The 26,222-nt window shown below is 52.0% G+C and carries 25 protein-coding genes, 1 riboswitch and 1 other annotated feature; of the genes, 10 read left to right on the forward strand and 15 right to left on the reverse strand.

Annotated elements, in window-relative coordinates:
* The first annotated feature begins 25 nt into the window (after positions 1 to 25).
* Entirely contained in the window at positions 26 to 391 is a 366-nt protein-coding gene (locus KNP75_RS12365) for a DUF1499 domain-containing protein (RefSeq protein ID WP_215190553.1), read from the forward strand.
* Positions 388 to 1,812: a dihydrolipoyl dehydrogenase family protein gene (locus tag KNP75_RS12370; RefSeq protein WP_215190554.1), complete on the forward strand. Its 1,425-nt coding sequence runs from the start codon at positions 388 to 390 to the stop codon at positions 1,810 to 1,812. The genes KNP75_RS12365 and KNP75_RS12370 overlap by 4 nt, the downstream gene beginning before the upstream one ends.
* Before the next feature lie 35 nt (positions 1,813 to 1,847).
* On the opposite strand, the gene KNP75_RS12375 is transcribed toward KNP75_RS12370, so the two are convergent.
* The 3 genes from KNP75_RS12375 to KNP75_RS12385 form a co-directional block, all read right to left on the reverse strand.
* Positions 1,848 to 2,624 carry a flagellar motor protein MotB gene (locus tag KNP75_RS12375; protein WP_214788341.1) on the reverse strand — a complete coding sequence of 259 codons (777 nt, stop codon included), beginning with the start codon at positions 2,622 to 2,624 and terminating at the stop codon, positions 1,848 to 1,850.
* On the reverse strand, positions 2,602 to 3,384 hold the full coding sequence (gene motA / locus KNP75_RS12380) for a flagellar motor stator protein MotA (protein ID WP_034780808.1): 783 nt from the start codon (positions 3,382 to 3,384) through the stop codon (positions 2,602 to 2,604). The genes KNP75_RS12375 and motA overlap by 23 nt, the downstream gene beginning before the upstream one ends.
* Positions 3,385 to 3,470: 86 nt before the next feature.
* Positions 3,471 to 3,722, reverse strand: coding sequence for a hypothetical protein (locus KNP75_RS12385; protein ID WP_233005246.1), 252 nt, complete (start codon positions 3,720 to 3,722; stop codon positions 3,471 to 3,473).
* Between the two features lie 141 nt (positions 3,723 to 3,863).
* On the opposite strand from KNP75_RS12385, the gene KNP75_RS12390 reads away from it, so the two are divergent.
* Entirely contained in the window at positions 3,864 to 5,243 is a 1,380-nt protein-coding gene (locus tag KNP75_RS12390; RefSeq protein WP_214797436.1) for a TrkH family potassium uptake protein, read from the forward strand.
* A gap of 17 nt (positions 5,244 to 5,260) precedes the next feature.
* On the opposite strand, the gene KNP75_RS12395 is transcribed toward KNP75_RS12390, so the two are convergent.
* The gene (locus tag KNP75_RS12395) at positions 5,261 to 6,331 is read right to left on the reverse strand and encodes an SDR family oxidoreductase (protein WP_138860057.1); all 1,071 of its coding nucleotides are present in this window, start codon (positions 6,329 to 6,331) and stop codon (positions 5,261 to 5,263) included.
* The gene (locus tag KNP75_RS12400; protein WP_215190555.1) at positions 6,328 to 8,502 is read right to left on the reverse strand and encodes a PAS domain-containing sensor histidine kinase; all 2,175 of its coding nucleotides are present in this window, start codon (positions 8,500 to 8,502) and stop codon (positions 6,328 to 6,330) included. Before KNP75_RS12400 ends, KNP75_RS12395 begins: the two co-directional genes overlap by 4 nt.
* 119 nt (positions 8,503 to 8,621) lie before the next feature.
* Here KNP75_RS12400 and KNP75_RS12405 point away from each other — a divergent pair, with 119 nt between their 5' ends.
* Positions 8,622 to 9,122 carry a restriction endonuclease gene (locus KNP75_RS12405; RefSeq protein ID WP_251128345.1) on the forward strand — a complete coding sequence of 167 codons (501 nt, stop codon included), beginning with the start codon at positions 8,622 to 8,624 and terminating at the stop codon, positions 9,120 to 9,122.
* 217 nt (positions 9,123 to 9,339) lie between these two features.
* Positions 9,340 to 9,819 carry an LURP-one-related family protein gene (locus KNP75_RS12410; protein WP_034780813.1) on the forward strand — a complete coding sequence of 160 codons (480 nt, stop codon included), beginning with the start codon at positions 9,340 to 9,342 and terminating at the stop codon, positions 9,817 to 9,819.
* 67 nt (positions 9,820 to 9,886) lie between these two features.
* Here the strand turns inward: KNP75_RS12410 and KNP75_RS12415 are convergent, their stop codons facing one another.
* Positions 9,887 to 10,510: a DUF1836 domain-containing protein gene (locus KNP75_RS12415; RefSeq protein ID WP_034780815.1), complete on the reverse strand. Its 624-nt coding sequence runs from the start codon at positions 10,508 to 10,510 to the stop codon at positions 9,887 to 9,889.
* A gap of 149 nt (positions 10,511 to 10,659) precedes the next feature.
* Here KNP75_RS12415 and KNP75_RS12420 point away from each other — a divergent pair, with 149 nt between their 5' ends.
* Together KNP75_RS12420 and murB are read left to right on the forward strand one after the other, a co-directional pair.
* Entirely contained in the window at positions 10,660 to 11,310 is a 651-nt protein-coding gene (locus KNP75_RS12420) for a diacylglycerol/polyprenol kinase family protein (protein WP_034780817.1), read from the forward strand.
* Between the two features lie 154 nt (positions 11,311 to 11,464).
* Complete coding sequence (gene murB, locus KNP75_RS12425) at positions 11,465 to 12,385, forward strand: UDP-N-acetylmuramate dehydrogenase (RefSeq protein WP_215190556.1); 921 nt, start codon at positions 11,465 to 11,467, stop codon at positions 12,383 to 12,385.
* Between the two features lie 89 nt (positions 12,386 to 12,474).
* Here the strand turns inward: murB and ald are convergent, their stop codons facing one another.
* The 4 genes from ald to trhO all read right to left on the reverse strand — a co-directional run bounded on the left by ald (position 12,475) and on the right by trhO (position 16,548).
* Positions 12,475 to 13,605, reverse strand: coding sequence for an alanine dehydrogenase (ald, locus tag KNP75_RS12430; protein WP_034780820.1), 1,131 nt, complete (start codon positions 13,603 to 13,605; stop codon positions 12,475 to 12,477).
* Positions 13,606 to 13,736: 131 nt separating this feature from the next.
* Entirely contained in the window at positions 13,737 to 14,960 is a 1,224-nt protein-coding gene (locus KNP75_RS12435; RefSeq protein ID WP_034780822.1) for a PucR family transcriptional regulator, read from the reverse strand.
* 101 nt (positions 14,961 to 15,061) lie between these two features.
* Positions 15,062 to 15,487 carry a divergent PAP2 family protein gene (locus tag KNP75_RS12440; protein ID WP_131434844.1) on the reverse strand — a complete coding sequence of 142 codons (426 nt, stop codon included), beginning with the start codon at positions 15,485 to 15,487 and terminating at the stop codon, positions 15,062 to 15,064.
* Positions 15,488 to 15,606: 119 nt separating this feature from the next.
* Positions 15,607 to 16,548 carry an oxygen-dependent tRNA uridine(34) hydroxylase TrhO gene (trhO, locus tag KNP75_RS12445; RefSeq protein ID WP_034780826.1) on the reverse strand — a complete coding sequence of 314 codons (942 nt, stop codon included), beginning with the start codon at positions 16,546 to 16,548 and terminating at the stop codon, positions 15,607 to 15,609.
* A gap of 222 nt (positions 16,549 to 16,770) precedes the next feature.
* On the opposite strand from trhO, the gene KNP75_RS12450 reads away from it, so the two are divergent.
* Positions 16,771 to 17,421, forward strand: coding sequence for a TVP38/TMEM64 family protein (locus KNP75_RS12450; RefSeq protein WP_034780827.1), 651 nt, complete (start codon positions 16,771 to 16,773; stop codon positions 17,419 to 17,421).
* Between the two features lie 21 nt (positions 17,422 to 17,442).
* Here KNP75_RS12450 and KNP75_RS12455 read toward each other — a convergent pair whose 3' ends face one another.
* Together KNP75_RS12455 and KNP75_RS12460 are read right to left on the reverse strand one after the other, a co-directional pair.
* Positions 17,443 to 18,744: a Na+/H+ antiporter NhaC family protein gene (locus KNP75_RS12455; protein WP_215190557.1), complete on the reverse strand. Its 1,302-nt coding sequence runs from the start codon at positions 18,742 to 18,744 to the stop codon at positions 17,443 to 17,445.
* 50 nt (positions 18,745 to 18,794) lie between these two features.
* Positions 18,795 to 18,890: riboswitch (SAM riboswitch) on the reverse strand.
* A 96-nt stretch (positions 18,891 to 18,986) separates the two neighbouring features.
* Positions 18,987 to 20,666: a GGDEF domain-containing protein gene (locus tag KNP75_RS12460; protein WP_251128347.1), complete on the reverse strand. Its 1,680-nt coding sequence runs from the start codon at positions 20,664 to 20,666 to the stop codon at positions 18,987 to 18,989.
* A gap of 152 nt (positions 20,667 to 20,818) precedes the next feature.
* Positions 20,819 to 21,031, forward strand: a binding site (T-box leader).
* Positions 21,032 to 21,083: 52 nt separating this feature from the next.
* On the opposite strand from KNP75_RS12460, the gene argS reads away from it, so the two are divergent.
* Positions 21,084 to 22,766 carry an arginine--tRNA ligase gene (gene argS, locus KNP75_RS12465; protein ID WP_034780833.1) on the forward strand — a complete coding sequence of 561 codons (1,683 nt, stop codon included), beginning with the start codon at positions 21,084 to 21,086 and terminating at the stop codon, positions 22,764 to 22,766.
* A gap of 37 nt (positions 22,767 to 22,803) precedes the next feature.
* On the opposite strand, the gene KNP75_RS12470 is transcribed toward argS, so the two are convergent.
* Positions 22,804 to 23,382: a metallophosphoesterase family protein gene (locus KNP75_RS12470; protein WP_034780835.1), complete on the reverse strand. Its 579-nt coding sequence runs from the start codon at positions 23,380 to 23,382 to the stop codon at positions 22,804 to 22,806.
* Positions 23,379 to 23,870, reverse strand: a complete 492-nt coding sequence (locus tag KNP75_RS12475) for a YajQ family cyclic di-GMP-binding protein (RefSeq protein WP_034780837.1) — start codon at positions 23,868 to 23,870, stop codon at positions 23,379 to 23,381. Before KNP75_RS12475 ends, KNP75_RS12470 begins: the two co-directional genes overlap by 4 nt.
* Before the next feature lie 70 nt (positions 23,871 to 23,940).
* Here KNP75_RS12475 and pulA point away from each other — a divergent pair, with 70 nt between their 5' ends.
* Positions 23,941 to 25,935, forward strand: coding sequence for a type I pullulanase (pulA, locus tag KNP75_RS12480; protein WP_214788359.1), 1,995 nt, complete (start codon positions 23,941 to 23,943; stop codon positions 25,933 to 25,935).
* Positions 25,936 to 25,952: 17 nt separating this feature from the next.
* Here the strand turns inward: pulA and KNP75_RS12485 are convergent, their stop codons facing one another.
* Positions 25,953 to 26,117, reverse strand: a complete 165-nt coding sequence (locus KNP75_RS12485; protein WP_021068148.1) for a YycC family protein — start codon at positions 26,115 to 26,117, stop codon at positions 25,953 to 25,955.
* Positions 26,118 to 26,222: the final 105 nt, after the last annotated feature.

The raw sequence follows: 26,222 nt of genomic DNA on the forward strand, positions 1-26,222 counted from the left end.
ATGTAGAATGAGGGAGGTTTTTTTCGTGGCAACGAAATCATTGAAGCCATTGTCAGGTAGTCCGAACGCTGTCTCGACCGAAACAGAAATTGAGGCGCTACGCATGGAGCCGCTCCCATACGGGCAAGACCGTGCTGAGAGCATCGAGACAATCAAGATGGTGATGGGGCAACTGCCTCGGACCGAGCTCGTCAAGGAGACGGATGACACGCTCCATTATGTCGTCACGTCGAAAATGATGCGCTTTAAGGATGACGTTGAATTCCGATTCGACGATGAGACAAGACAGATTGAATTCCGCTCGGCATCACGACTCGGTCACTCTGACTTTGGGGTGAACCGGAAGCGGATGCAGGATGTGAGTGAACGCTATCGGAGGTTGATGAGATGAAGGATTATCAGTTGATTGTGATTGGTGGGGGTGCGGCCGGGATGACGGTCGCGGCTGGTGCTGCAAACTTAGGCGCAAAGGTCGCCTTGGTCGAGAAGAAAAAACACCTTGGTGGAGACTGTCTTCACGTCGGGTGTGTCCCGTCGAAAGCGCTGATTGCCGCTTCGAAAGAAGCGAGTAGCATGATGCAGGCGGCGCGTGTGCTCGGAGCTGAGTTTGATGGCCGCGACCATTACCAGACGACGAAGGCGCGTGTCGATCGTGCCCGCGCTATCATCCAAGATCATGACGGAACGGAGCGTTTCGAAAAACTTGGTGTCGATGTGTATATCGGCGAGGCATCATTCCAAAGCCCGTACGAGCTTAAAGTCGGAGACGATTTGTTGATTGGGAAAAAGTTTGTCATCGCGACCGGATCGAAACCGACCGTACCGCCGATTGATGGATTGGACAGTGTGCCGTACTTAACGAACGAACAAGTTTTTGAAGAAGAGACGCTGCCAGAAAGTATCATCGTCATCGGCGCCGGCACGGTCGGGCTTGAACTTGCCCAATCGTTCGCTCGTCTTGGAAGCCAAGTGACCGTGCTTGAGGCACAGGACACGTTCTTACCGAAAGAAGATGAGTCTGTCAGCAAATTGCTCCGCTCTCAGCTTGAGATGGCGATGCGTCTGAAAGTCGGGGTGAAGGTGAAGCAGATTGCTGAAGAGGACGGACGTATTCACGTCACGACTGAAGTCGATGGCGAGACCGTGACGTATGAGGCTGACAAACTGCTCATGGCGACGGGCCGTAAACCGAGAATTGATGAACTACGGCTCGACCGGGCGCATGTGAACGTGAAAGACGGGTACGTTGATGTCACTTCGACATACCGGACGTCCCAACCCCACATTTTCGCGATCGGTGACACGATCAAGACGTTACCGTTCACCCATGCGGCCGGAGAAGAAGGGAAAGCCGTCGTGGCGAACGCCTTGTTCGGACTATGGAACAAGGTCGACTACACGAAGATGCCGTGGATCACATTCACAGACCCGGAAGTGTTCCACGTCGGCATGACCGAGGACGAGGCACGTGAGCGTCACGGCGATGACGTCGAGATTTTTGAAGCGAAACTGTCTGAGGTCGATCGGTTCGTCGCCGACCGTCAAGAGACAGGATTCGTCAAAATCATCACCCGGAAGAACGGTAAGATTATCGGTGGGCACGCGGTCGGAATGACGGCCGGGGATTGGATGCAAATCGTCGTCTATGCGATGCAGCGGGGCGATAAGATCGGTAAACTGTCCCGGATGATCTATCCGTACCCATCGCGTAGCGAAGCGGTCAAGAAGGCGGCCGACTTGTACTGGCGGAAACGTTTGTTCAACAGTCCGCTCACTGAGCTCGCTCGTAAATATTTTGAATGGACGCGGTAACGAAAAAATCCCACTCTCGATCGAGTGGGATTTTTTTATGGCAAAACGATCGTATCAATCATTTTGGGCGATCCTTCTGACAAATCGACGAGTGGTTTAATCAACACTTCGACGCGGCGGTTTTTCGAACGTCCGGCTTCCGTGTCGTTCGTCGCAATCGGTTTGTATTCCCCGTAGCTCGCAAGTGTGAACTGCCCAGGGTTCAAGGCGTCGTTCGTCAACAAGCCGCGCATGAAGGCGGTGGCTCGGGCTGAACTGAGTTCCCAGTTCGACGGGAAGCGGGCCGTGTTGATTGGGATATTATCCGTATGACCCGATACGACGATTTCACGATTGCCGGCTTGTTCGAGAATACCGCTGATGGAGCGGGCGACTGCTCTAGCATCGCCATCGAGCGTCGCTTCACCCATGCTGAATAGAGCCCGGTCTTGGATCGTCAGGACGAGACCGCTCGAATTGATGGTCGCTTCGATCTCATCCTCGAGTCCATTCTTTTGAATGTATTGATTGACCTCTTCTTTCAACTCATCGAGCTTGGCGAGTTCGTACGTCCGTGGATTCGCCGTCGTGTCCGTTTTGTTCGTGCGGCTAATATCGCTGTTCGAGGCGGTCGAGGCTTGAAACACACTCGTCCCGCCTGAGAACACTTGATTAAAGGACTGGGACATCTTTTCGAGCTTCGTCTGGTCGACGTTACTCGAGGCGAACAAGACGATGAACAAAGCGAGCAGAAGCGTCAGGAGATCGGCATAAGGAATGAGCCAGCCTTCAGGGATGTGTTCTTCATGATCATGCTTCTTTTTGCGCTTCATAGTTCGCTCGCTCCTTTGGAGACAAATACACGGCCAACTTATCTTCTAGCGTCTTTGGTGATTCTCCGCCTTGGATGGATAAAATTCCTTCAATCATCATTTCCTTGACGACGACCTCGCTCTTCGAATATTGCTTCAACTTGTTAGCGAAGGGGAACCAAAGGACATAGCCACTAAAGATCCCGAACAGTGTCGCGACAAAGGCAGCTGAGATGGCATATCCGAGTTTGTCGATATCCGATAAATCTTTTAATGCGGCGACGAGTCCGATTACGGCCCCGAGGACACCGAGTGTCGGCGCATATGTCCCCGCTTGCGTAAACACGTCGGCGTTCGCCTTATGGCGTATTTCCATGTTCTCGATATCACGAGACATCACTTCGGCGATGTACTCGGACGGTTGGCCATCAATGACCATCATCATGCCTTGCTTCAAGAACGGTTCTTCGACTTGTTCAAGGGCTGTTTCAAGCGATAACAAACCTTCTTTACGCGCTTGCGTCGATAAATCGACGAATTGCGTCAACAGGCCCGATTTACTCGGCAACTCTTGCTTCTTGAATAAAATTTTGAACAGTTGGGGAACCGTCTGTAACTGTTCTTTTGATACGGCGATGCTGACCGCGGCAGCTGTACCGACAAAAATAATGACCAGTGCTGCTGGGTTGATCAGCGGGGCGACCCCCGCGCCTTTCAAAATCATACCGCCGATAAGCGTGAAGAAACCGAGTAAAAGTCCTATTAAAGTGACGACATCCATGTCTATGTTTTCCACCTTTCTAAAGAGATCGGGAGACAAAAAAAGCGAGAGACTTAACTCGTCTCCCGCAAATGCGTTCCCGATGGTTAAGCGCCGTTTTCGTCAATCAGCATTTGAATGCTGATATTTCGTTCTTCACGCTCTATATCGGTTAACACGTCGTATTTTTTTAATAATGCGTACAATTGATTCACAACTTCTTGATCGAGTGACCAATGTAGCAGTTCTTCAAGTTGGAAATAAAGATGGGCGGGCATACATTGTGACTGACGCTCCAACCTTCGCGAGACATCCGTTAGCGAATGATCTACCGTACTAGGGTCCACGGTTTCATTCAACCTCCTCAACATTCTTAAAGTCTATCTCTCATACTACCAAAAAAATCGACAAACAGTTAGCGATACATTTTTCTAGTTGGCAATTTTAAAAGTGAGGAGTAATATGAGCCTTAGAAAACTAGATATGAAGGAGATAGCGAGATGCGACATCGATTGACCGTGCGGGAAATGCGCATAAAACGAATTGAAGCGCTCTACCGGCTCGTGTTTGAAAAGCCGGCCCGTTTTATCGCGACTGGATTTTTACTCGCCATCTTGACTGGTGCGACCCTGCTCTACATGCCGTTTGCACAGACGCAACCCGTGTCGTGGATTGACTGTCTCTTTATCGCCACGTCGGCCGGTACGGTGACCGGGTTGTCGACGATTGATATCGGCTCTTCCTTCAACACGTTCGGCGAGCTCGTCATCGTCGCCTTGATTCAAATCGGAGGCCTCGGCTTCATGACGGTCGCTCTCATGTTACTCAGCGTGCTCGGGAAGAAAATCGGCTTGAAACAGCGGATTCTCCTTCAAGAATCGCTCAATTTGTCGGGGCCTGGCGGCACGGTCCGGCTCGTCCGCAACATCGTCTTCACGACACTGATCGTTCAGTTTCTGGGCATGCTGTTTTTAACGTTCGAACTGTACAGCACCGGTGATTATCGCTTCGGCGAGGCATTGTATTATGGCTTCTTCCATGCGGTATCAGCGTTCAATAACGCGGGGTTTGCCCTTTGGCCAGACAGTTTGATGCAATTTGAACAGAATACGGCCATCGTCATCACGATTGCCGTCCTCTTGATGATTGGAGGGCTCGGCTTCACGACGATTGCAGACGCGACCGAGGTGAAGCGCTGGAAACGGCTCGCGCTGCATTCGAAAATCATGATCGCGTCACTCGCCATCGTCAACGGCATTGCCTGGTTCGCGCTCATGCTGTTTGAATGGGTGTCGACGGAAGGGAGTTTATATGGACGTCCGTTCGGTGAAGCGTTGCACGTTACTTTCTTCCAGGCGGTGACGACACGGACGGCCGGTTTTAACACGGTCGACATCTCGACGATGGCGCCTGTGTCGATCGGTGTCGTCTTGATTCTCATGTACGTCGGTGCAGGAGCCGCTTCCACCGGGTCCGGGATTAAAGTGACGACCGTGGCTGTCATTTTGGCGGATATGTGGGCGTTCATCGTTGGTAAAAAGGAGACGGTCATCTTGGAGCGGACGATTGACGCGTTCCAAATCAAAAAAGCGTATATGGTGGCCATCACCAGTTTCATCTTTATTTTATTAATCACGGCGTTGACGATTTTGACGAACGGCCACATTTCGGCGACCGCGCTCCTATTCGAGACGGTCTCGGCGTTCGGCACGGTCGGGCTATCGCTCGGAATCACGGCGGAACTGAACGATGCCGGAAAAAGCTTTATCATGTTCATGATGTTGCTCGGCCGCGTCGGCTCGTTGACGATTCTATTCACGGTCGCACGACAAATGGACCGGAAGATCCGCTATCCAAAAGAGAAGTTGTTAATCGGATGACACACAAAAAGCCCTGTTCAGGGCTTTTTGTGCGTCTCGTAATAGGCGACGACTTTCGGCAAGTAGTCTTTCAAGTCAGGACAGACGATGTCCGTCCCGCTCAGTGCCCGCAACGTCTGGGTCGTATCGAAATGGACTTGATGTTTGAAATAGGCGAGTAGTTCGCGCGGAACGCCGTAACGTTCCGACAGATGCAGCGCCGAGAATCCGGTCTCCGCGACCGCGTGTGGAATCGTCCCGCGTGGAGGACGACCGAACATCTCTTCATGAATCATCCGGTACACTTCGCGTGCGCCGTGCGGGAACGGGTCCGTCAAATGGAACGTCCGTTTTAAACCGACCGGGGCATGGGCGAGATAAGCGGTCGCCTCGACGACATAATCGTACGGGACGAGGTTCACTTCGATATTCTGTCGTCCAATGTACGGCAGCGGGGCGGCTTGGCGGAGTTGGTCCATCAGCTTCAAGACGAAGTAGACCCCGTCAAACTTTTTCGTCTCGCCGGTCTCGCTATGGCCGATGACGATGCCGGGACGGATGATGGTCACCGGCATCGAACCGAGCTCCCGCGAGACGATGGCCTCGGCTTCATACTTCGTCGCCTCGTAATGATTTTTAAAGCGGACACGGTGCCATAACTCGTTCTCATAAACGGTGCCCTGACGGCGTCCGGACACATAGGCGGTGCTGAAGTAGACGTATCGTTTCAAGTGCGGGGCCCGTTTCGCGAGCGAGGTGATGTGTTTCGTCCCAAGCAGATTGATGCGATACCCGACATCATAAGGGATGCTCAAGTCGTACGCAGCGGCCAAGTGAAACACGTAATTCACTTCACGTTCGATGACCGAGCGCATGATCGGGTCGAGCACGACTTCAGGCAGCGTGATATCGGCCTCGACGAGCACGAGTTGATCATCTCGTAACGATGTCGCTTCCAACAGCTCCTGTTTTAAAGCGAGTGCCCCGGAACGTTCGGTCGGGAGGTGGAGCGCGTAAATCGTTCCGATTTGATTCGGCAAGGTTGCGAGGTGCGTGATCATCTTTCCGGCTAAAAAGCCGGGGAAACCGGTGAAAGCGTAATGGTTCATAATGTCTCCTCCGCTAAGTCCAACGTGAACGTGAATGTCGAGCCGACGCCGACGCTCGACTCGACCTCGATACTACCGCCATGTGATTCGATGATTTCCTTACAAATTGACAGCCCAAGACCCGTCCCGCCAATTTGACGTGTGTCCGAGTTGTCGACGCGATAAAACTTTTTGAATAACTCTTCGAACGCATGCTCGGGAATCCCGATGCCGAAGTCTTGAATGGAGACGTGGGCTTGGTTACGTTCATGGCGGACGCGTACCTCGACTTCGTGGTGATGAGGCGAGTACTTGATCGCGTTCGAGAGCAGGTTGATGATGACTTGCTCGATGCGGTCTTTGTCGGCGATGAGGTGAAGCGATTCATCGGCGTCATCGAAGTGAATCGAGTGATTGCTCGTCTCGCGGAAGCGTTCGACAACATCGCGGACGAGTTCGTTCAAGATGAAGTGGTCTTTTTTATACTCTTGATTGCCGTCTTCCATTCGTTGAATATCGAGAAAATCGTTCAACAGGTCGGTCAGACGCTTCGCTTCCTTCGCCATCGTCTTTAAGTAGCGCTCACGTTTTTCGGGGTTCAAGTCGCGAGTGAGCATCAATTCGATATATCCCGAGAGTGACGAGAGCGGGGTTCTCAGTTCGTGGGACACGGTGCTGACCAATTCGTTTTTGATTTGGTCCATCCGTTCTTCTTCGGTCCGGTTGCGAAACACAAACAAGAACCCACTGTCCATTCCGACTTGGCGTTTCGTATCCATACCAGTCCCATACATCTCGTAATATTGCTCGTCCCGATCGTTCGGTTGCGGAATCGAGAAGCGCATTGACACTTCTCGCGCCGATCCGTCGAGCAACAAATCGATTTTTTTCAACATCTCGGTGCGGTCACGCGCTCGGAACGTCGTCAGGAGCGGGATTCGCTCTTGCATCTTGTTCGGGGCGATACCCGGCAAATCGAGCAGACGACGGGCGTGCACGTTCATGAAGAGGACGCTGCCGTTCGATTCGGTCAAGACGAACGCTTCATTGGACGCCTGTAAAATCGATTGGATGATATCCCGTTGCCGGGCGATGGCGTTCTTCTCCCGCTCGAGCATGCGCTCGACTTTCTTTCGGTCGCTGATGTCGCGCATGACGGCGACACGAAGCGTCTGACCTTGGAACGTCACTTCTTTCGGGTACACTTCCATCTCGAGGAACGTCCCGTCCTCACGACGGCCGATGACCTCATACGGTGTCTGGATATGATTGCGAATGCGGCGCAACACATCGGCCCGGTAGCCTTCGGCGATGAACTCAATCGTTTGACGGCCGACCATCTGTTCGGCCGGGATGCGAAAAATCGTCTCGGCCGCCTTGTTCGCGTCTAAGATCGTCCCGCCTTCATGGAATAGCACAGCTTCGATGACTGATTCGGCAAACATGCGATAGCGTTGTTCTTTATGAAGCAATTCGCCTTTCAAGGCAATCTCAGGACTGACATCGAACACGAAAAAGAAAAAGCCGATGACGCGTGCCTGCTCATAGACAGGGTGCATGAACAGTTTTCCGACGAAATGGGTCCGGTCTTTTCGTTGGAACTTCCATTCACGGTCGCCTCGGTCTAACGCCACACGAAGCATCTGTTCGAATGACAAGAGCCGCTCCGTTTCGTCTTGATAGTGGGTCCGCTTCTCGCTCAGTTCTCTTGACTCGAACAGACCGAACGGGGTCATTTCATAGAGTACTTCGTGCGGCGCATATCCGAACAGTTCGGTCGCGCCTTTATTGAAGCGATTGATCAACAGATTGGCATCGGTCATGATCATCGCCATATCAAGCTCAGTGTGCATCATGGCCTCGAACGCGTTATGTTGTACCGTCACCCGTGTATCGAGCGGGAGTGGCTCGATTGAGAGGATGTAGACGTCACCATTGGGGATGGCATGAATCCGGATCGTCGGCATCTCATACGTCCAAGATAGTCCTTGCTCCATCCGTCGTGACAGCTCCATCGTGATCGGTGACTGGTTGACCATATGAAAAATGTTTGATCGCGTTTGTAAGTCTTCAGGGAATTGCTCTAAAAACGGACGGTTTGCTTGGACGATTGTCCCATCCGTCGTGATTAACGCTACACCGTACGGTAAGGCGTGTAGCAGTTCGCTTTGGAGATGTCCTCGGTTCTCCATTAACGATGATCCCTCCTTCTCTATATCAAACGGGTACATCTTCAATACATTCGACAGCTCCCCCTTTGTTTTCCTGCCTTCAAACGGTAAAGTGAAGATAAGAACACATAGAGAGGGCGATGGACGTGAAAGGAATGGGGCTCAGCTTAATGATTGCCCTCGGGTTATGGTGGTGGGATGCACCGATTTGGAGCATCATCGCTTGCGTGGCAGTCGGCCTGCTTTGGCTCATTTGGCGGATGCGTCTCTCGACGATCCACCGCATCGACCGGATGGACGGCCGAGAATTTGAACTATTTTTAGAGGAAGTGTTCACCGCGCTCGGGTATACCGTGACGGTGACCCCGGCGTCACGTGATTTCGGGGCGGATTTGCTCCTTGAAACAGAAGATGGATGGTCGATCGCGGTCCAAGCGAAACGCTATGAAAAGGCGGTCGGACTCGAAGCCGTCCAGCAAGTCGCGGCGTCTGTTCCATACTATGGCGTGAACGAGGGCTGGGTCGTGACGAACTCATCGTATACCGATAGTGCGTACGAATTGGCGGAACCGAATCAAGTTCGTCTGATTGCAAGAATGGAGCTCGAACAGTTGCTAAAAGAGGCCGGTTTTAAGCGATAAAATCAGGCGTGTTCACAACTTTGACAGAATGGCGGATTGTGTCGAAGAAAAAGGGGTTGTCTTTTTCATCAATCGATGCAATAATCATCTTCGTCATATGAAATATGTAGTCGCTGAAACGAGAAAAGGCGGCTAGCAGTACCAATTTGGGGGTTTCATAGAAAGACCAACCAAACACACACAAATCCAAGGTTGGAACGTATTAGGAGGAAAAGCGGTGCGCAAATTAATTTATGTAAAAGGTTGCGTCTTTACGCAAGGCGAAGCAACCATTTATGACGAGACAAATGATGCGATCGGATCTGTTCACCGCGACGCGGAGGGCAGTGTTCAAGTGCACAACTTGTCAGGCCGTCAAATCGCTCACGGGAAGTACATCCCGAACTGTCAAAAGTGGGTCGTCATGAACCACGACGGGCAGGCGATTGGTCAGTTGAAGGACAAATTCTCGTTATTCGGGAAAAAGTGTGAGTACAACGTCTATGAACGCGGTCTCTATACGATTCAATACGATGTCGAGCGCTATAAGTTCAGCGTTCGAGACAAAGCAGGCAAGCTTGTGGCGGAACTCCGCAAACAAGAGGATGACTGCTTCTGCTTGACGAAAGAGGCCGACCAACTCTCGATGTTCGAGTTGTTGTCTGTCCTTAAAACGTTGACAGTAAAATCACGGATGCCCATCGCGGTATCGGTGTGACCAATATGACGAACACCAGTCACGGCGACTGGTGTTTTTTTATGAAAAAAAGCTCCATTCGACGTGGTCAAATGAAGCGGTTCAAATAATGTTTGGCCTCGATCTCGAGGGTCGTCACGCGGTGCGCGTATAAACAGAGTTTAAGGACGTGCAAGATGTTCGGGTGGGTATAGCCCATCTTCTCGATCGAACGCTTCGCACGGGTGTCGAGGAGCTCGATCGGGCTCGTCGATTTGGCGTACTCGGCGTAGAGACGATAAAAGTCGATCGGTGAGATGAGGTCGTCTTCATCACGGTCAGGGTTGTTGAAGATGAGCGCCAGGAGCGAACTCGTCTCTTCTAGCGAGAACAGGTGCTTCAAATCATCGAGTAAATAAATGATGGCCGCTTGTTGGAGCGAGTACTTTTTACCGACCCGGGGCACTCCGATGATTTTCCGGACCTCTCGTTTCGTCCAGTTTTGGATTGTGGTGGCGGATAAGTGTTCCCCCGTCAACGTGTTCGCCAAAGCAACGATTTGATTGATTGATAATCCGTTCTTTTCAATATGAAACAAATGAATTTTGCGAAGTTCTTTCGGGAAATGCTCACGCACGTCCTCTGGGAAGAGAGAGATGGCCCGGTCTACGTCGCCAACCCGCATATAATGAAGGCAATCAGCCAAAGTTTGAATCGAAATTGCGTCGCGCATACAGGCATCCTTTCTATAGCCACCTACGTCCGTTGGCTATACAGTCATTTGACCTCATTCTACCAAATGTTTGAAAAGGAAGCTAGGCTATCGCCTGATTAAGGTATAATGGAAACGTATAAAAAAACGTAGATAAAGGTGGTCCAACGATGAATGAATGGGTCAGTTCCATCCTGTCCATCGTCATTGTCCTGGTGTTTCTCGTCGGTCTTGAACAGATTGGCAAACGCCTCGGCTGGACGGATGAGACAATTCGAAAGAGTGTACATATCGCGGTCGGCCATTGGTCGCTGCTTGCAGTCTGGTTAATGGAGACTTGGTACGTCGCAGCCGTCCCGCTCGTCTTCTTCACGTTTGCGAACGCATTGCTTCTTTATAAGAGTCCGTCACCGGTCCACCAGACGGAGCGCAAATCACTCGGTACCGTCTATTATCCGATCGCCTTGCTCGTCATCCTGTACTTTTTCTTCGAATCGGAGCCGCTCGCTTTTCTGGCCGGATCGCTCGTTTTGGCGTGGGGAGATGGGTTGGCCGCTCTGATCGGACGTAAATATGGTACAGTGACGTACGACTTATACGGGCAGAAACGCTCGTTTCAAGGGAGCATGGCCATGTTCCTCAGTTCGTACGCTGTCCTCTTTTTATTGTTTTTGTGGGATGATGTTCCACTTTGGCAAGTGGTAACATATGGATTCATCATTTCCATTATCGCTACGTTGACAGAAGCGATTTCGTATCGGGACTGGGATAATTTCACAATTCCTATCGTAGTGGCAGTGGCAACATCATTATTGCTATAAACTAATTGCTTCATTGTAAAGAAAACGTTGCTTGTCACCCCTGTCAAAGATTTGTATACTGTGTTTCGTACTGAAATCATTCAGTGACGTGTTTGCCTCTCTCTTGACGAACCGAGGCATGCTTAAAATAGAACGTAAAGGATTGAGGCAACGCATGAGCTTTTTAGACCAACTACTTACTATCATTCCGGCCGATCGCGTCAACCAAGACGAACCACTGTCGGCACACACGTATACAAAATTAGGCGGGAAGGCCGATTATTTCGTGGCCCCGCACACGTACGAGGAAGTACAAGCCGTGCTTGAACTTGCTCATCGCGAGAGCGTCCCGTTCATGATTCTCGGCTTTGGATCAAACTTGATTGTCCGTGACGGCGGCCTTCGCGGAATCGTCTTGAACTTGAACGAGTTGAAAACGATTCGTCGCGATGGGAATCAATTGATCGCCCAAGCCGGCGCGGCCATCATCGATGTGTCACGCCAAGCGCTCACCGAGGAACTATCAGGCTTAGAATTCGCCTGTGGCATCCCGGGGACGGTCGGTGGCGCGGTCTACATGAACGCAGGCGCCTACGGTGGAGAGACGAAAGACGTCATCGCGAGCGCGGTCGTCTTGTCACCAGAAGGCGAACTCATGACGCTCACGAAAGAAGAGCTCGACCTCGATTATCGGACGAGCCGAGTTTCTAAAGACGGGCTGATTGTCCTCGAAGCGACGTTCGAACTCGAGCCGCTCGGCTATGAGGCGATCAAAGAAGTGATGGATGACTTGACGTACAAGCGCGAGTCGAAACAACCGCTTGAATACCCATCGTGTGGTAGCGTCTTTAAACGACCGCCTGGTTACTTTGCCGGTAAATTGATTCAAGACTGCGGCCTGCAAGGGAAGCGGATTGGCGGGGCGGAGGTCTCGCTCAAGCACGCCGGATTCATCGTCAATATCGATGAAGCGACAGCGACCGAATATATCTCGCTCATCCGTCACGTCCAAGCGACGGTGAAGGCGAAGTTCGAGATTGAGCTTGAACCAGAAGTCAAAATCATTGGTGAGGATATCGCCGTCGAAAACGCATAAGCGCGAAAACGCTCGAACCAACCGGTTCGAGCGTTTTTTGATGATGTGACGACATAAAAACCGACAGAACTATTCTGTCGGTTTGGTCCTTACGCTTGTAATTGTTTTGTGACCGCTTCAGCAGGCGCCACGAACGTGTAGCCGAGGTCACGCGCGACAGCCTCATACGTGACTGTCCCGTCGATGACGTTCAAGCCTTTGAGTAACGCCGCGTTTTCACGAAGCGCCGGGAAAATCCCTTTTTGAGCGCACTCGACGATATACGGCATCGTCGCGTTCGTCAAACCGAGCGTCGACGTACGTGGGACAGCACCTGGCATGTTGGCTACGGCATAGTGTTGGACGCCGTAGCGCTCATACGTCGGTGCGTCATGCGTCGTAATATGGTCGATTGTCTCGCAAATTCCGCCTTGGTCGATGGCGACGTCGACGATGACCGACCCAGGTGACATCTGTTGCACCATTTCTTTCGTGACGAGTTTCGGTGCTTTCGCGCCTGGAATGAGGACGGCACCGATGACGAGGTCACTGTCAGCCACTTGTTTGGCGATATTGTAGCTGTTTGAGATGAGCGTATTGATTGTGTTGCCGAATTGGTCGTCGATTTGGCGAAGACGGGCTGGGCTGATGTCCATGATTGTGACGTTGGCACCGAGGCCGATGGCGATGCGGGCTGCGTTCATCCCGACGACACCTCCCCCGATGACGGTGACGTTCGCACGTGGTACGCCAGGCAAGCCTGACAAGAGAATCCCTTTTCCACCGTGCGGTTTTTCAAGGATTTGGGCCCCGATTTGAGCGGCCATTCGTCCAGCCACTTCGCTCATCGGTGTGAGGAGCGGCAACGTGCGGTCGATTTCAACCGTCTCGTAAGCAATCGCCGTCACGCCTGAATCGACGAGTGCTTTCGTGAGTTCTGGTTCGGCTGCCAAGTGCAAGTAGGTGAAGAGCGTCAAGTCCGGACGGAAATAACGATATTCAGACGGTTGCGGTTCTTTTACTTTCAACGCTAATTCGACGTTTCCCCAAACGTCTGCGGCTGTGTCGACGATTGTCGCCCCTGCATCGACATACTCCATGTTCGTGAAGCCGCTCCCGACACCGGCTTCCGTCTCGACGAGAACCTCGTGTCCAAGCTCAGTTAATACGGCTGCACCCATCGGCGTTAAGGCGACGCGGTTTTCATTGTTTTTGATTTCTTTCAATACCCCGATTTTCATGTAAAGTTCCCCTTTCTCTCTACTGACACAATTTGTTCACACCTTTAGTATAGACCCATCCGAAAACGCTGTCTTTAGCATGGATTCTAAAAATGACAATGCCCACTTTGTGAAAAAACACAAAGCAGGCATCAATCATCTTGTCGGTATTGGCCTGCCTTGATGGCGAGGTAAACAGCGGCTCGTTCGGGCAGTGAGACTTGCGTAATATTCGTCAGTTCCTCGATGCGGCGAATCCGATAGAGCACGGTGTTCGGGTGGATGTGAAGATGGGCGGCGACGCGTTTGACGTTCCCATCAAAATAGAAATACCACTCGAGCGTCGTGACGAGCTCGGTATGATGGGCGACATCATATGCCTGCAAACGCTCGATGGTCGGATGCGTTTCGAGCCGAAGCCCGATTCGGCGAGCGAGATCTGGGACGAGCTGATAAATCCCGATTTGTTCGAACGTGTGCGTCGCGGCAAGCTCATAGGGGAACTTCCGACGAAGCGACGTGACCTGTCGTGCTTCTTCCATCGCGGCATACAGCATGTCGCTCTCAAAGAAACGACGGCTGACGCCTAAACGTGGATCGACTTCCGTGAATTTCTCTCGGAGCTGTGTCTCGAAGCGATTGGCCCACTGCAAAAGTGCCGTCTCTTCCTCTGCTAACTCCGATTTCATATAATGCCAGACGAGGAGCTGTTGACCATCGATGGCGTGCAGCACAACCTCGATCGCTTGTTGGGTCGCGAGAACATAAAACAATCGCTCCGCCAGCTGTGGGGTGATCGGTTGACTGCACTCGATGATGGTGAGTCGGCTAGCGACAGCGATCGGGGCGAGTTCGTTCAAACGATCGCGATGAGCGGGCGACAAATTGGGGCTGGCCAACACTTCTAAAAAGAAACGCTCGAGCTCGGCATCGATGCGCCGCTCATGCATGGCGATGGTCATGAGCAATTTTTTAGCGATGCTCGCGCCTTCTTTTAACACAGTGAGCTCTTGTTCCGAGAACGGGGTCGTTCGGGCCAGGCTCCAAATATAACCGAGCACATCGTCCTGTTGTTTGATAACGACAGCGGCACGTTCGCCTAAACCGACAGCCATCCGGGCTGGGATGACGACCGGTTCGTCTCGGTCGATCACTTCTTGCAGGATTCCACTTTCCCATAAGTCCTCGATGACTGCTTCCGGCACACGACGGCCGATGATGGTCGCGATGCGGGCCGGGTCGGTCGAGTCGGGGTGGGTGCTGTAGGCGAGCAACTGATGGTGGCGATTTTCAATCGTGATCGGGGCCCGAATCGCTTGTCCGATTGCTTCGGCGAGCGTATCGAGCGATTCATAAGATTTCTGCAAAAAAGGCATGTCGATTCCTCCTCTCTCTCACTATACCGTCTCTGTTGTGAAAGTTCACAAAAAGATGGAGTGTTTTGAGAAGAAGGGGCGACATGCCTCTAAAATTCAGCTTAAATCGGGAAAAACAATCCGATGACGAGACCGAGCAGGGCACCGACGATGACTTGGAACGGGGTGTGACCGACCAACTCATTTAAAATCGGTGTTTCATGTTTGATGCCTTTGAAATAGTCGTTCAACAAACGGGCTTGGAACCCGACCGCTTGCCGGACACCGGTCGCATCGTACATGACGATCGTCGCGAAAATCAGGGCGAGCGCGAACATGCTGGAGTCGAGCCCTTCGATACGCCCGATCACGGTCGTCAATGCGACGACGGTCGAGGAGTGGGAACTTGGCATCCCACCTGAGGCAAACATGATTTCAAGTTCAAAATCTCGTGTTTTAATGAGTTCGGTTACGAGCTTGGCCGCTTGGGCGATGAACCACGCGAGCAAGGCGGCGAGTAAAGGTTCGTTAAAGAGCAATCGATTCACTTCCTGTCTGACAATGGTATCTACACTATACCCGATTCTCTCAGGCACTAGACGTAAAGTTTTTGTCAAAAAAAAAGCACTTCGAGCTTAGGCTCGAAGTGCTTCTCGGTCGATTTTTGTTACCCGACGACGCCTTCAGTCTCCTGAAGTTTGTCCGCGATATTCTCGATGATATAGCGGTTACGTGGATGCTCCTGGCACTCTTTCGAGCATGAACGCATTTGTTTCGGTTCACACTCTTCACAACAGAAGTGTTGAGCATTACACACCGGGTTGGCACAATTAACGTAACGGACCGTCTTCGTCCCACAGTGCATGCACTCGGAAACAACCGACGGATTGACCGTGTTGACTGGGACGTTGATGCGCTCGTCAAAGACGTAGAGCTCGCCTTCCCAATTTTCGCCTTTCGTGGCGTCGTCTTTTCCGTACATGGCGACGCCGCCTTTTAGGTGGAAAATGTTGTCGTGACCTTGGTCACGCATATATGCGGTAAATTTCTCGCAACGGACGCCTCCGGTACAGTACGTGAGTAAGGTTTTCCCTTCGTAGAGGTCCTTGTTCTCTTCGAGCCAATCTGGCATGTAACGAGAAGCCTCTACGTCGATTTTGATCGCATTTTTAAAGTGACCAAGATCGTACTCGTAGTTGTTACGAACATCGAGGATGACGACATCGTCGCGATTCATCATCTCTTTCCATTCTGCCGGTTCGAGGTACGCACCGTGCTGTTTAGGAACGTCGAACTCACCATCAAAGCGCCACGTCACAAGCTCTTTCTTATGACGGACAAAGATTTTTTTGAACGCATGTTCTTCGACTTCATCGATTTTGAACTCGATATCGCTGAAAAGCGGGTTCGCTTTCAAGTCGTTCATGTATTGCTCGGTCTGTTCCCAAGTCCCAGAGCACGTTCCGTTGATTCCTTCGGAAGAAATCAAGATCCGTCCTTTGATGCCAAGGTCCTTACAATACTTGAGGTGCTCTTGTGTGAGCGTTTCTGGGTCTTCGATGTTGACGTACTTATAGTACAGCAAGACCCGCATTGGTTTTGTTTCCATGTTATTACTCCCCTGTGTTCAGTTTTTTGCAGGAAAACGAACGTTGGGTTGTGTCGTTCGACGAGCGGACTTGCCTGCAACCACAAGTCCATATTATATGATAGATATCACAGCGAAATTTCGCAAATACTTTTTATTTTTTTTACTGGCGTGCAGGGGGATGCGTCTTCCTGAGCGAAATCGGGTAAAAGGTATTAATGAAAGTCGAAGGTGGAAACTGATATGCTCACATCACTCCAACAATGGATTATCCAACTGATTGAATGGCTGCAAGAGCTTCCGGGAGGCCCATGGGCAGGACTAGGGGCGCCGTTCCTTGAGGCGATCTTTCCATTTCTTCCGCTCGTCCTCATCATTTCGGCGAACGCGGCCACGTATGGGTTCTTGCTCGGGACGTTATTGTCTTGGGTCGGTAGTTTACTAGGGACGATTCTTGTCTTTACAGCCGTCCGTTACGTATTCCGTAAACCGATGACACGGTGGCTCGAAAAACATAAACAAGGGGTATATTGGCTTGAACGCATCAACCACATGAGCCCGATCTCGCTTGGGTTTTTATATTCGCTTCCGTTCATCCCGGTCAGTTTGATCACATACTTACTCGCCCTCATTCAAATGCCGCTTCGGACATTCATCATGGCGGCGGGGTTCGGGAAACTGCTTGTCGTCTTGATTTTTTCGGTCATTGGTGACCAGTGGGAAGAGTTTATTCAAAGTCCGTTCCGCTTATCGATGCTTGGACTGTTATTGTTTGTCCTTTGGGCGATCAGCCGTGGCCTCGAGGAATTGCTCAAGCGGCGCGCCTTCAAAAAACGCAACGAACAACTTCAACGTGAACGTGAAACGAAACGTCAAACGACCCTTCGAAGCTAGTGCTTCAAAGGGTCGTTTTGGTTAGGCGCGCTTTTTGAAACGCGGGAAGTTAAAGACGATGGCCAGCCCTCCGCAAATGAAGAGCAGGAATGGATAGAACATATACGGGACGAGCGCTGGTGACGCCGTATTCGTCAATTCGGCGGCGATGAGCAACTGTGCCCCGTAAGGCAACAGGCCTTGGACGCCACACGAGAAGATGTCGAGCACACTCGCTGATTTCTTTCGCTCGATGTCATACGTATCGGCGATATTGGCGGCGAGCGGACCGGCCACGAGAATCGAAATCGTGTTGTTCGCCGTCGCGACGTTGGTCGCACTGACGAGCCCGGCGATGCTCCATTCGGCACCGGCACGTTTTTGAATCCGCGACGTGAGCGCGTCACGCAAGTAAGTGAGCCCGCCGTTATGCGAGATGAGTCCGACGAGTCCGCCCATGAGGAGCGTCAAGAGCGAAATCTCGGCCATACCCATCATCCCGTCTGCCATAGCCGTGACGTATGAAGTGACAGCCAAACTCCCATCGATCAAACCGATGATGCCGGTCAAGGCGATCCCGCCAAGCAAGACGAGAATGACGTTCAACCCGGTCAAGGCGAGAGCGATGACGGCGAGGTATGGAATGAGTTTATACCATTCGAACGCGGCTGCATCGACAGTCGATTCTCCACTCGATAACACCGATAAGAGGACGATTGTGATGATGGCGGCCGGGAGGACAATCCAAAAGTTGGTTCGGAATTTGTCACGCATATTGGTACGCTGGGTCCGGACGGCAGCGATTGTCGTGTCCGAGATGAACGACAAGTTGTCCCCGAACATGGCACCACCGACGACGGCAGCCGCTGCGATGGCGATATTGACGCCACTTTCTTCGTGGATACCGAGCGCGATCGGGGCGAGGGCGGCAATCGTTCCCGTCGACGTTCCCATCGCCATCGAGATGAAAGCCGCGATGACGAATAAACCGCTCAGTAGAAGCGAGGACGGTAAAAATGTCAGCGCCGCATTGACGGTCGCGTCGATTGCGCCGATTGCTTCGGCGACACTCGAGAACGCTCCGGCGAGCAAGAAGATGAAGACCATGATTAAAATGCCGGGGTTCCCCGCGCCTTGGGCGACACGCTCGACCGTCTGAGTGACGCTGCCTTTCGTCATCATCGCCGCGACGATGACCGCGATCAACGCCGCGATCAGGACCGGGAATTTATAAAAGTCGTTATAGTAGATGCCTGCCCCGATAAAGAAGACGAGGAAGACGAGCAAAGGCAATAGTGCCCATTTGTTAGCTGTCGGTTGTTCCAATCGATTCACCTCATTCATAAAATAAAAAGAGAGCCTTCTGAAAAAAGGCTCTCTACAAGAAAACACTTTTTTCATCTTTCGAGCAGACTGCTCGCTGGATTTGGCACAGGTTACCCGCTGCCGAGACGTCACTGGGCCAGTCCCTCAGTCTCTCTCGATAAAAAAGTTGTGATATTTAGTTATAAGACACGTTCCCTAACGTACCTGTTTCAAATCCGCTTGTCAATAGCAAACCCCCACGCGGTGAACGTGGGGGTGAGTCAGGTCGTTAAGAAATTGTAATGGGCGACGCGGTTGCGTCCGGCGTACTTCCCGCCGACGTAGAGGGCCCGGTCAGCGTTACGGATCGTATCGTCGAGGCGTTTGTCACCGAATGCCTGAATCGTGTCGACACCGATCGAAGCGGTGACGGGGATATCGATCCCGTCGACGTGGAACGGTTTGTTCTCGATTTGTTGCCGGATCCGTTCGGCAATCTCGATTGCCTGTTCGACATCGCAACGGTTCAATAGCAAGATGAACTCTTCACCGCCGTAACGGGCGGCAAAATCTTCGGTGCGGAGTGCCTGGCGAATCCGCCGTCCAAACTCTTGGAGCACACTGTCCCCGACTTGATGTCCGTGCACATCGTTGATTTTTTTGAAAAAGTCGATGTCGAGCATCGCGACCGAAATCGGATACATCGAACCGTCCGAGATTTGTTGAATCCCGTATTCGTAAAACGCGCGTGCATTCGCGAGCAGCGTCAAGCTGTCGGTCCGACTTTCTGTGTAAAGACGGTCGCGCTCATGGCAACGACTGATCGTCCGGTTGAACGACTTGAGAAGTTTGACGATTTCACGTTGGATGGTCGAGGGATACCCATAGACGTGTTCACCCGTCATGACGAGCCACGTGCGAATCCCTTCGATCTCCTCGGACCGAACCGAGATGAAACTATGATAGTCGTCGTCAAATTCGTTCGACAGTGGTGCGTCCCATTCGAAGCGCATCTCATATTCGACCGAGGCTTCGTTCGGATAAGCGTGATCGAGCAAATCGAACACGATGTGACGGTCAATCGGCTGACGCGTCTTCAAATCAAAGTACAGGGTACGGTCGAACAGTTTAAACTCGACGAACCCTTCGTCATAGTGATTGAGCCGCTCACATTGACTGAGAAACACTTCGATGGCTTGCGCCTCGCTCTGCGATAACGACACGGCTTCTTTTGCCTCATCATACTGTTCAATCAACGATTTAAAGGCGTCTTGCCGGCCTTTTTGGATGATGAGCCGCTTGATGAAGAACGTCAACGCGGCAGCGATGCTGCTGACGACGAGTAAATTCGTCTCCCGGAACAACGAGGCCGCCAAAATGAAGACGAGACTGACGATATACGTATAAAACGCGATGCTCAGAAAATCGCGGACCGGGATGTCGACGCGGAACCACCAACCGACTTGATACTTTTGCACGACCGTGTTCAAGATGATGGCCAGAATCAAACCGGCGAGCGGCAGGAACGAGTCTTGAGAATAGAAGCCGAGACCGGTCACACCACCAAGTGCCAAGTAAACACCGGCTGGGATGGCAATCTCCAAGAAAGACGTGATGGCGTTCCAAGGATACGTGAAGCGGAAGCGTCGAAGCGCGACGCGCGGTTTCAAGTTGACGAACTGGAAGACGAGGAGACCAATCTGATTGACGAAAAGCGCCGTCTCGAAATCAAAAAACAAGAAAATGATGAGGACGATACTTTCCGAAAACGTGAAGTAGACGCCTTTCCGTTCGATGGAGTCCATTTGAAAAATGATGACAAGGAGCGCGATCAAGATGAACGGCAACGGCTCGATGGCGGGTATGTTCAATACGCCTGTGGCGAACAAGGTGATCGTCGATATGAGTAAAACACTCCATATGCTCCAACCAAGGACGGACATCTTGCGAAAATGGTTCATGGTTCCCTCCTATGTGGGAAAATTCGATATGTATGGTAGGAGATTCGGCACAATCATGCCCGAGTCCTGCCTATTCATCATAATGGCGGAATTCTAGCATTGAGTCTATATGAAATATCCTCTATAATGAAATTGCTTTTCAACCACATAGACGAAAGTCGATGAAAAAGAGAGTAACGATCGTTCCGTCAACAAAGCGACCTAGGGATTGGTGAGAGCCTAGGCTGACAAACATCGCGAAACGCACTTTTGAGATGCTGCCCGAACCTTAGTAGGCGTAGCCGGGGGACCCCCGTTATCACCGATAAAGCGGTCTGCGTCAAGCAGGCAAGAAGAGTGGTACCGCGGGCCATCCCGTCTCTTTGCATCTGTGCAAAGGGCGTTTTTTTTATGAAAATTTTATAAGGAGGAATTGTAATGAGTTATGAACGCAAATATGCGGAAGCCTTGTCCCGTGTCATCGGGGACGAGTTGACGCTCGACCAAATTGAAGCTCTAATTGAAAAACCAAAACATGAGGCACACGGGGACCTTGCTTTCCCTTGCTTCCAACTCGCGAAAGCCTACCGGAAAGCGCCGGTCATGATCGCGACTGATATCGCGAACGATTTGAACGATGAATTGTTCACAAAAGTCGAGGCGGCTGGACCATACGTGAACGTCTTCTTGAGCCGTGACGTCGTGTCACAAGAAATCATCAACATGGTGCTCGACGAAAAAGCGGACTATGCGACGCACGCAACCCGCAACGAGACAATCGTGACCGACTTCTCGTCACCGAACATCGCCAAACCGTTCTCGATGGGACACCTCCGTTCAACGGTAATCGGGAACGCCATTAACCAGATCGCCCGTAAAAACGGCTACGACGTCGTTGGGGTCAACCACCTTGGGGACTGGGGGACACAGTTTGGAAAACTGATGGTCGCCTATAAAAAATGGGGCAACGAGGAAGCGGTACGTGAGCATCCGATTGCCGAATTGTTGAAGCTTTACGTTCACTTCCATGAAGAGGCGAAGACGCAACCGGAACTTGAGGACGAAGGCCGTGCTTGGTTCAAGAAACTTGAAGACGGCAACGAAGAAGCGACAGAGCTATGGACATGGTTCCGTGACGAGTCGCTCAAAGAGTTCCAAAAAGTATACGACTTGCTCGGCGTCGAGTTCGACAGCTTCCACGGTGAGGCGTTCTACAACGACAAGATGGACCGCATCGTCGCCATGCTCGAAGAGAAGAACCTTCTCGTCGAAAGTGAAGGGGCGATGGTCGTCTCACTCGAAGACGAGAACTTGCCGCCATGCTTGATTAAAAAGAAAGATGGCGCGACGCTTTACGCAACACGTGACTTGGCAGCGGCCGTTTATCGTCATGAGACGTATAACTTCGTCCAAGCGAACTACGTCGTCGGCGGCGAACAGGCGCTTCACTTCAAGCAGTTGTTCTCGGTCCTCCGTAAACTCGGCTACGACTTCGTCGATGGCATGCATCACGTGCCGTTCGGTTTGATTTTGCAAGAAGGGAAAAAGATGTCGACACGAAAAGGTCGCATCGTCTTGCTCGAGGAAGTGCTGAAAGAAGCAATCGAGAAAGCTCAAGGCAACATCGCCCAGAAGAACCCAGAACTTGCGAACGCGGACGACGTGGCACGTATGGTCGGTGTCGGCGCGGTCATCTTCCACGACTTGAAGAACGAGCGCATCAACAACATCGAGTTCGACCTCGACAGCATGCTCAAGTTTGAAGGCGAGACAGGCCCGTACGTGCAGTACACGAACGCGCGTGCGAACTCGCTCCTCCGTAAAGGCAACTACGACGGCTCGACATTCACGGGTGCGGATGACGACCACACGTGGGGCGTCGTGACGATGCTAAACGCGTTCCCACACGTGATCACACGTGCCCATGAGCGCCGTGAACCGTCGATCATCAGCCGTTACGTCCTCGACTTGGCGCAATCGTTCAACAAGTATTACGGCCATGTCCGTGTACTCGAAGAAGATGCTGGTAAACAGTCGCGTCTCGCCCTCGTCAAAGCGGTGACGATCGTATTGACAGAAGGACTCCGTCTGATCGGTGTTCAAGCTCCAGAAGAAATGTAAGCACAAAGAAGGGACCCTTTTGAGGGGGTCCCTTTTCCTATGCCTTCATTCGTGTGACTGTCCGGGTTTTTGTATCGTACAAACACCATTCCCGGTCGAAGATGACGGCGCCGACGTTGATGACGTACCGTTTTTTCTTCAATGTGAACGGTTTCCCGATTTCCCAGGGAATCGAACGGCCTTTCCGGTAAATCCCCGGGATATGGCTGTGGCCGATAAAGACGAGCGGATACTTGCCTTTCTCGACGATCGGTTCCCAGTCCGGACTCCAGTTCACTTGATGGCCATGCAAGAACAACGCCTCATCGAGCGTCGTCTGTTCCGGTAATAATGAAATCCGCGTCTTAACTGGATGCGACACGACGAGTACCTCGTCAATCCGTTCTTCTTGATTGCCACGCAGACTCGGGAACGTGAGCAGCGCCTCGTAATCCGGGTCGTACGTCACGACGTCGGACACTTCGTGGAACCGTTCGTTCCGTCGCTTTTTGCCAATGTGGCATTCATATAAATCGCCGAGGCAGAGGATATGCTCCGTCTCACGCCGGACCGACTCGAGGACGGCCTTCAAATCATCAAACGAACCGTGGGGGTCACTGATGATGGCGAGCTTCATCGGTAGTTCGTAAATTGGGCATCGACAGACAATTCGAGCTCACGGACGAGCTGCATGACGGCTTGGAGGTCATCGCGTGACTTGGCCGTCACACGGATTTGATCGTCTTGGATTTGCGACTTCACTTTCAATTTTGATTCTTTAATGGCGTTGTTGATTTTTTTCGCATCGTCTTTATCGATGCCGCTCTTCAACTTGACGCGCTGACGGACGGTGCCACCGAGGGCGCGCTCGATTTTTTGGTAGTCGAGGTTTTTCGTCGGCACGCCGCGCTTGATCAATTTCGAGATCATGACGTCCTTCAATTGCTCGAGCTTGTAGTCGTCATCCGATACGAGGACGAGGTCGCCGTTGTCGAGTGACATCTCACTCTTCGATCCTTTAAAGTCGTAACGGTTTAAAATTTCTTTCTCGGCGATTTGGATCGCGTTCTTCACTTCTTCCAGGTTCATTTCTGACACAATATCAAAAGAATTGTCTTTTGCCATGTTTCATCCATCCTTTACAAGGGTTTTGTTATAATGATAGCAGATTTGAAGTAGTGAAGGAGTGAAAGAGATGGAACATACTATCGATCAACAGACAAATGTAGATTTAGACCATATGGCGTATCACGGCAAAGACCTCGGGGTGACGTTTAAAGGTGATATCATCCGGTTACGGGTCTGGTCGCCAGTCGCCGAAGAGATGACCGTAAAACTATACCGGACGCCGCGGGCACGAAAGTTCGAACGGATTGAGCTCGAACGGGCCGAGAAAGGGACGTGGGTCCTTGAACTCGACCGCGCTTCATTCGAAGGATATTTTTACGTGTTTGAAGCTACCGTCGAAGGCAAACGTGTCGAGTCGCTCGATCCGTATGCGAAAGTCGTCGGTGTCAATGGGAAGCGCGGGTGTCTGCTCGACCCGTCAGCGCTCAACCCGGACCATTGGGTCAAAGAACGTCCGCTCTTCCACTCTTCACAAGAGGCGGTCATTTATGAAGCGCACGTCCGTGATTTGACGAGCCATCCCGACAGCGGTGTCATGCATCGTGGCAAATTCCTTGGGATGACCGAGGTCGGCACGAAAACGCCGAACGGCTATCCGACCGCGCTCGACTATATCACCGCGCTCGGCGTCACGCACCTCCAACTCATGCCGTTCTTCGATTACGGTTCGGTGAACGAGTCGCGTGAGAGTGAGGCGAATTATAACTGGGGCTATGACCCGGTCCATTATTTCGCCGTCGAAGGTTCGTACGCCTCGTCTGCCGATGATCCGGCTGCTCGCATCATCGAGTTGAAGGCGATGATCCAGGCACTGCACGACCGTGGGATTCGTGTCATCATGGACGTCGTGTTCAACCATACGTATGATGCGTTGACGACACCGCTCGGTCAGTTTGTGCCCGATTACTATTACCGCTTGAACGAGGATGGAACGCTCGCCGATGGTTCGGCGTGCGGGAACGATACGGCTTCAGAGCGCGCGATGATGCGGAAGTTGATCGTCGAATGTGTCTCATACTGGGCGAAAGAGTTCATGATTGATGGCTTCCGCTTCGATTTGATGGGGCTCCATGACGTCAAGACGATGAACCAAGTCCGGAAAGCACTCGATCGCATCGACCCATCGATTCTCGTCACCGGAGAAGGTTGGGATCTCGACACGCCGCTCTCGGTCCGCAAGAAAGCGAACCAGCATAACGCCCATAAGATGCCACGTATCGCCCAGTTCAACGACGCGATTCGCGACGGCGTCCGTGGGGACGTGTTCATCGAGGACTTGCCAGGCTGGATCAGCGGTAACGCGGATATGACGGCGGACGTCAAGCGCGGCATTGCCGGCGCGGTGACAAGTCAGAGTTTTGCCGATGAACCGAACCAAGTCGTGAACTACGTTGAGTGTCATGACAATTTGACGCTTTGGGACAAGCTCGCCGTTACGAACCCGGACGATGACGAGACGACACGTCGTCGCCGGCATCGCCTCGCGACAACGATCGTCATGCTCGGTCAAGGCATCCCATTCTTGCATAGCGGTCAAGAGTTCTTCCGAACAAAAGATGGGGACGAGAACAGCTTCAACTCGGGTGAGGTCGTCAACCGTTTGGACTGGACACGGGCCGAGCAGGAGACACCGAGCGTCGAATACGTGAAAGGATTGATCAGTCTGCGGAAACAATATCCGTTGTTCCGTCTCGAGAACACGGAGCAGATTCGCAAACATTTGCGCTTCTTCGATGAAGAAGAAGGGGTGATCGCCTTTGAACTGAGTCGCCACGTCGAAGGGTATGTCGAACGTCACCTCGTCTACCATAACGGGCTCGAGGAAGCGGTCGAGGTGAAGCTGCCGGCCGGTAAGTTCGAGGTCCACGTTGAAGACCATACCGTCAATTTGACAGCGCCGCGACTCCTTGAAGAACGACATGTCACGGTCGCACCGCTCTCGACGCTCGTCGTGACGGAACGCCGCCCGGATTACAGCAAATATGCGGTCGCCGGCGGGGCTGCCCTTGCGATCCTTGGTCTCTGGTACGTCGCGAAAAAACGCAAGAACAAACAGCAGTAACCAAAAAAAAGGAGACGTCATTCCGTCTCCTTTTCCTCGTTCGTTTCAGTTTTGGCTGCCTCCAGTTCCATCATCTTCTTCACGATGATGTGTTTTGGCATATGCATGAGCTCCTCGAGCGGAACGTTCAGCTTTTTAGCAAGCTCGACCGCCGTCTCGGGAGAGAGTTGAAGTGGGCGCATTGAGGTTCCTCCTTTCACATTCAGGGTATGCTAATGCCAGTATACAGGAAAATCAGGCGCATGGAGAATGTGTTCTGTGAACACATTCAAAATCGAAAAATGCGT

This window comes from Exiguobacterium sp. s6 (assembly GCF_018618155.1).
GTDB lineage: Bacteria > Bacillota > Bacilli > Exiguobacteriales > Exiguobacteriaceae > Exiguobacterium > Exiguobacterium mexicanum_A.

Coding starts and splice junctions, on each gene's coding strand:
- KNP75_RS12470 (WP_034780835.1), bottom strand. CDS start 23,382: ATGAAGCTCGCCATCATCAGTGACCCCCACGGTTCGTTTGATGATTTG.
- KNP75_RS12435 (WP_034780822.1), bottom strand. CDS start 14,960: ATGCCTTTTTTGCAGAAATCTTATGAATCGCTCGATACGCTCGCCGAA.
- KNP75_RS12460 (WP_251128347.1), bottom strand. CDS start 20,666: ATGAACCATTTTCGCAAGATGTCCGTCCTTGGTTGGAGCATATGGAGT.
- pulA (WP_214788359.1), top strand. CDS start 23,941: ATGGAACATACTATCGATCAACAGACAAATGTAGATTTAGACCATATG.
- KNP75_RS12390 (WP_214797436.1), top strand. CDS start 3,864: ATGCGACATCGATTGACCGTGCGGGAAATGCGCATAAAACGAATTGAA.
- KNP75_RS12415 (WP_034780815.1), bottom strand. CDS start 10,510: ATGCGCGACGCAATTTCGATTCAAACTTTGGCTGATTGCCTTCATTAT.
- KNP75_RS12485 (WP_021068148.1), bottom strand. CDS start 26,117: ATGCGCCCACTTCAACTCTCTCCCGAGACGGCGGTCGAGCTTGCTAAA.
- KNP75_RS12395 (WP_138860057.1), bottom strand. CDS start 6,331: ATGAACCATTACGCTTTCACCGGTTTCCCCGGCTTTTTAGCCGGAAAG.
- murB (WP_215190556.1), top strand. CDS start 11,465: ATGAGCTTTTTAGACCAACTACTTACTATCATTCCGGCCGATCGCGTC.
- KNP75_RS12475 (WP_034780837.1), bottom strand. CDS start 23,870: ATGGCAAAAGACAATTCTTTTGATATTGTGTCAGAAATGAACCTGGAA.
- KNP75_RS12455 (WP_215190557.1), bottom strand. CDS start 18,744: ATGAATGAGGTGAATCGATTGGAACAACCGACAGCTAACAAATGGGCA.
- argS (WP_034780833.1), top strand. CDS start 21,084: ATGAGTTATGAACGCAAATATGCGGAAGCCTTGTCCCGTGTCATCGGG.
- KNP75_RS12450 (WP_034780827.1), top strand. CDS start 16,771: ATGCTCACATCACTCCAACAATGGATTATCCAACTGATTGAATGGCTG.
- KNP75_RS12420 (WP_034780817.1), top strand. CDS start 10,660: ATGAATGAATGGGTCAGTTCCATCCTGTCCATCGTCATTGTCCTGGTG.
- KNP75_RS12370 (WP_215190554.1), top strand. CDS start 388: ATGAAGGATTATCAGTTGATTGTGATTGGTGGGGGTGCGGCCGGGATG.
- KNP75_RS12405 (WP_251128345.1), top strand. CDS start 8,622: ATGGACGTGAAAGGAATGGGGCTCAGCTTAATGATTGCCCTCGGGTTA.
- ald (WP_034780820.1), bottom strand. CDS start 13,605: ATGAAAATCGGGGTATTGAAAGAAATCAAAAACAATGAAAACCGCGTC.
- KNP75_RS12400 (WP_215190555.1), bottom strand. CDS start 8,502: ATGGAGAACCGAGGACATCTCCAAAGCGAACTGCTACACGCCTTACCG.
- trhO (WP_034780826.1), bottom strand. CDS start 16,548: ATGGAAACAAAACCAATGCGGGTCTTGCTGTACTATAAGTACGTCAAC.
- motA (WP_034780808.1), bottom strand. CDS start 3,384: ATGGATGTCGTCACTTTAATAGGACTTTTACTCGGTTTCTTCACGCTT.
- KNP75_RS12375 (WP_214788341.1), bottom strand. CDS start 2,624: ATGAAGCGCAAAAAGAAGCATGATCATGAAGAACACATCCCTGAAGGC.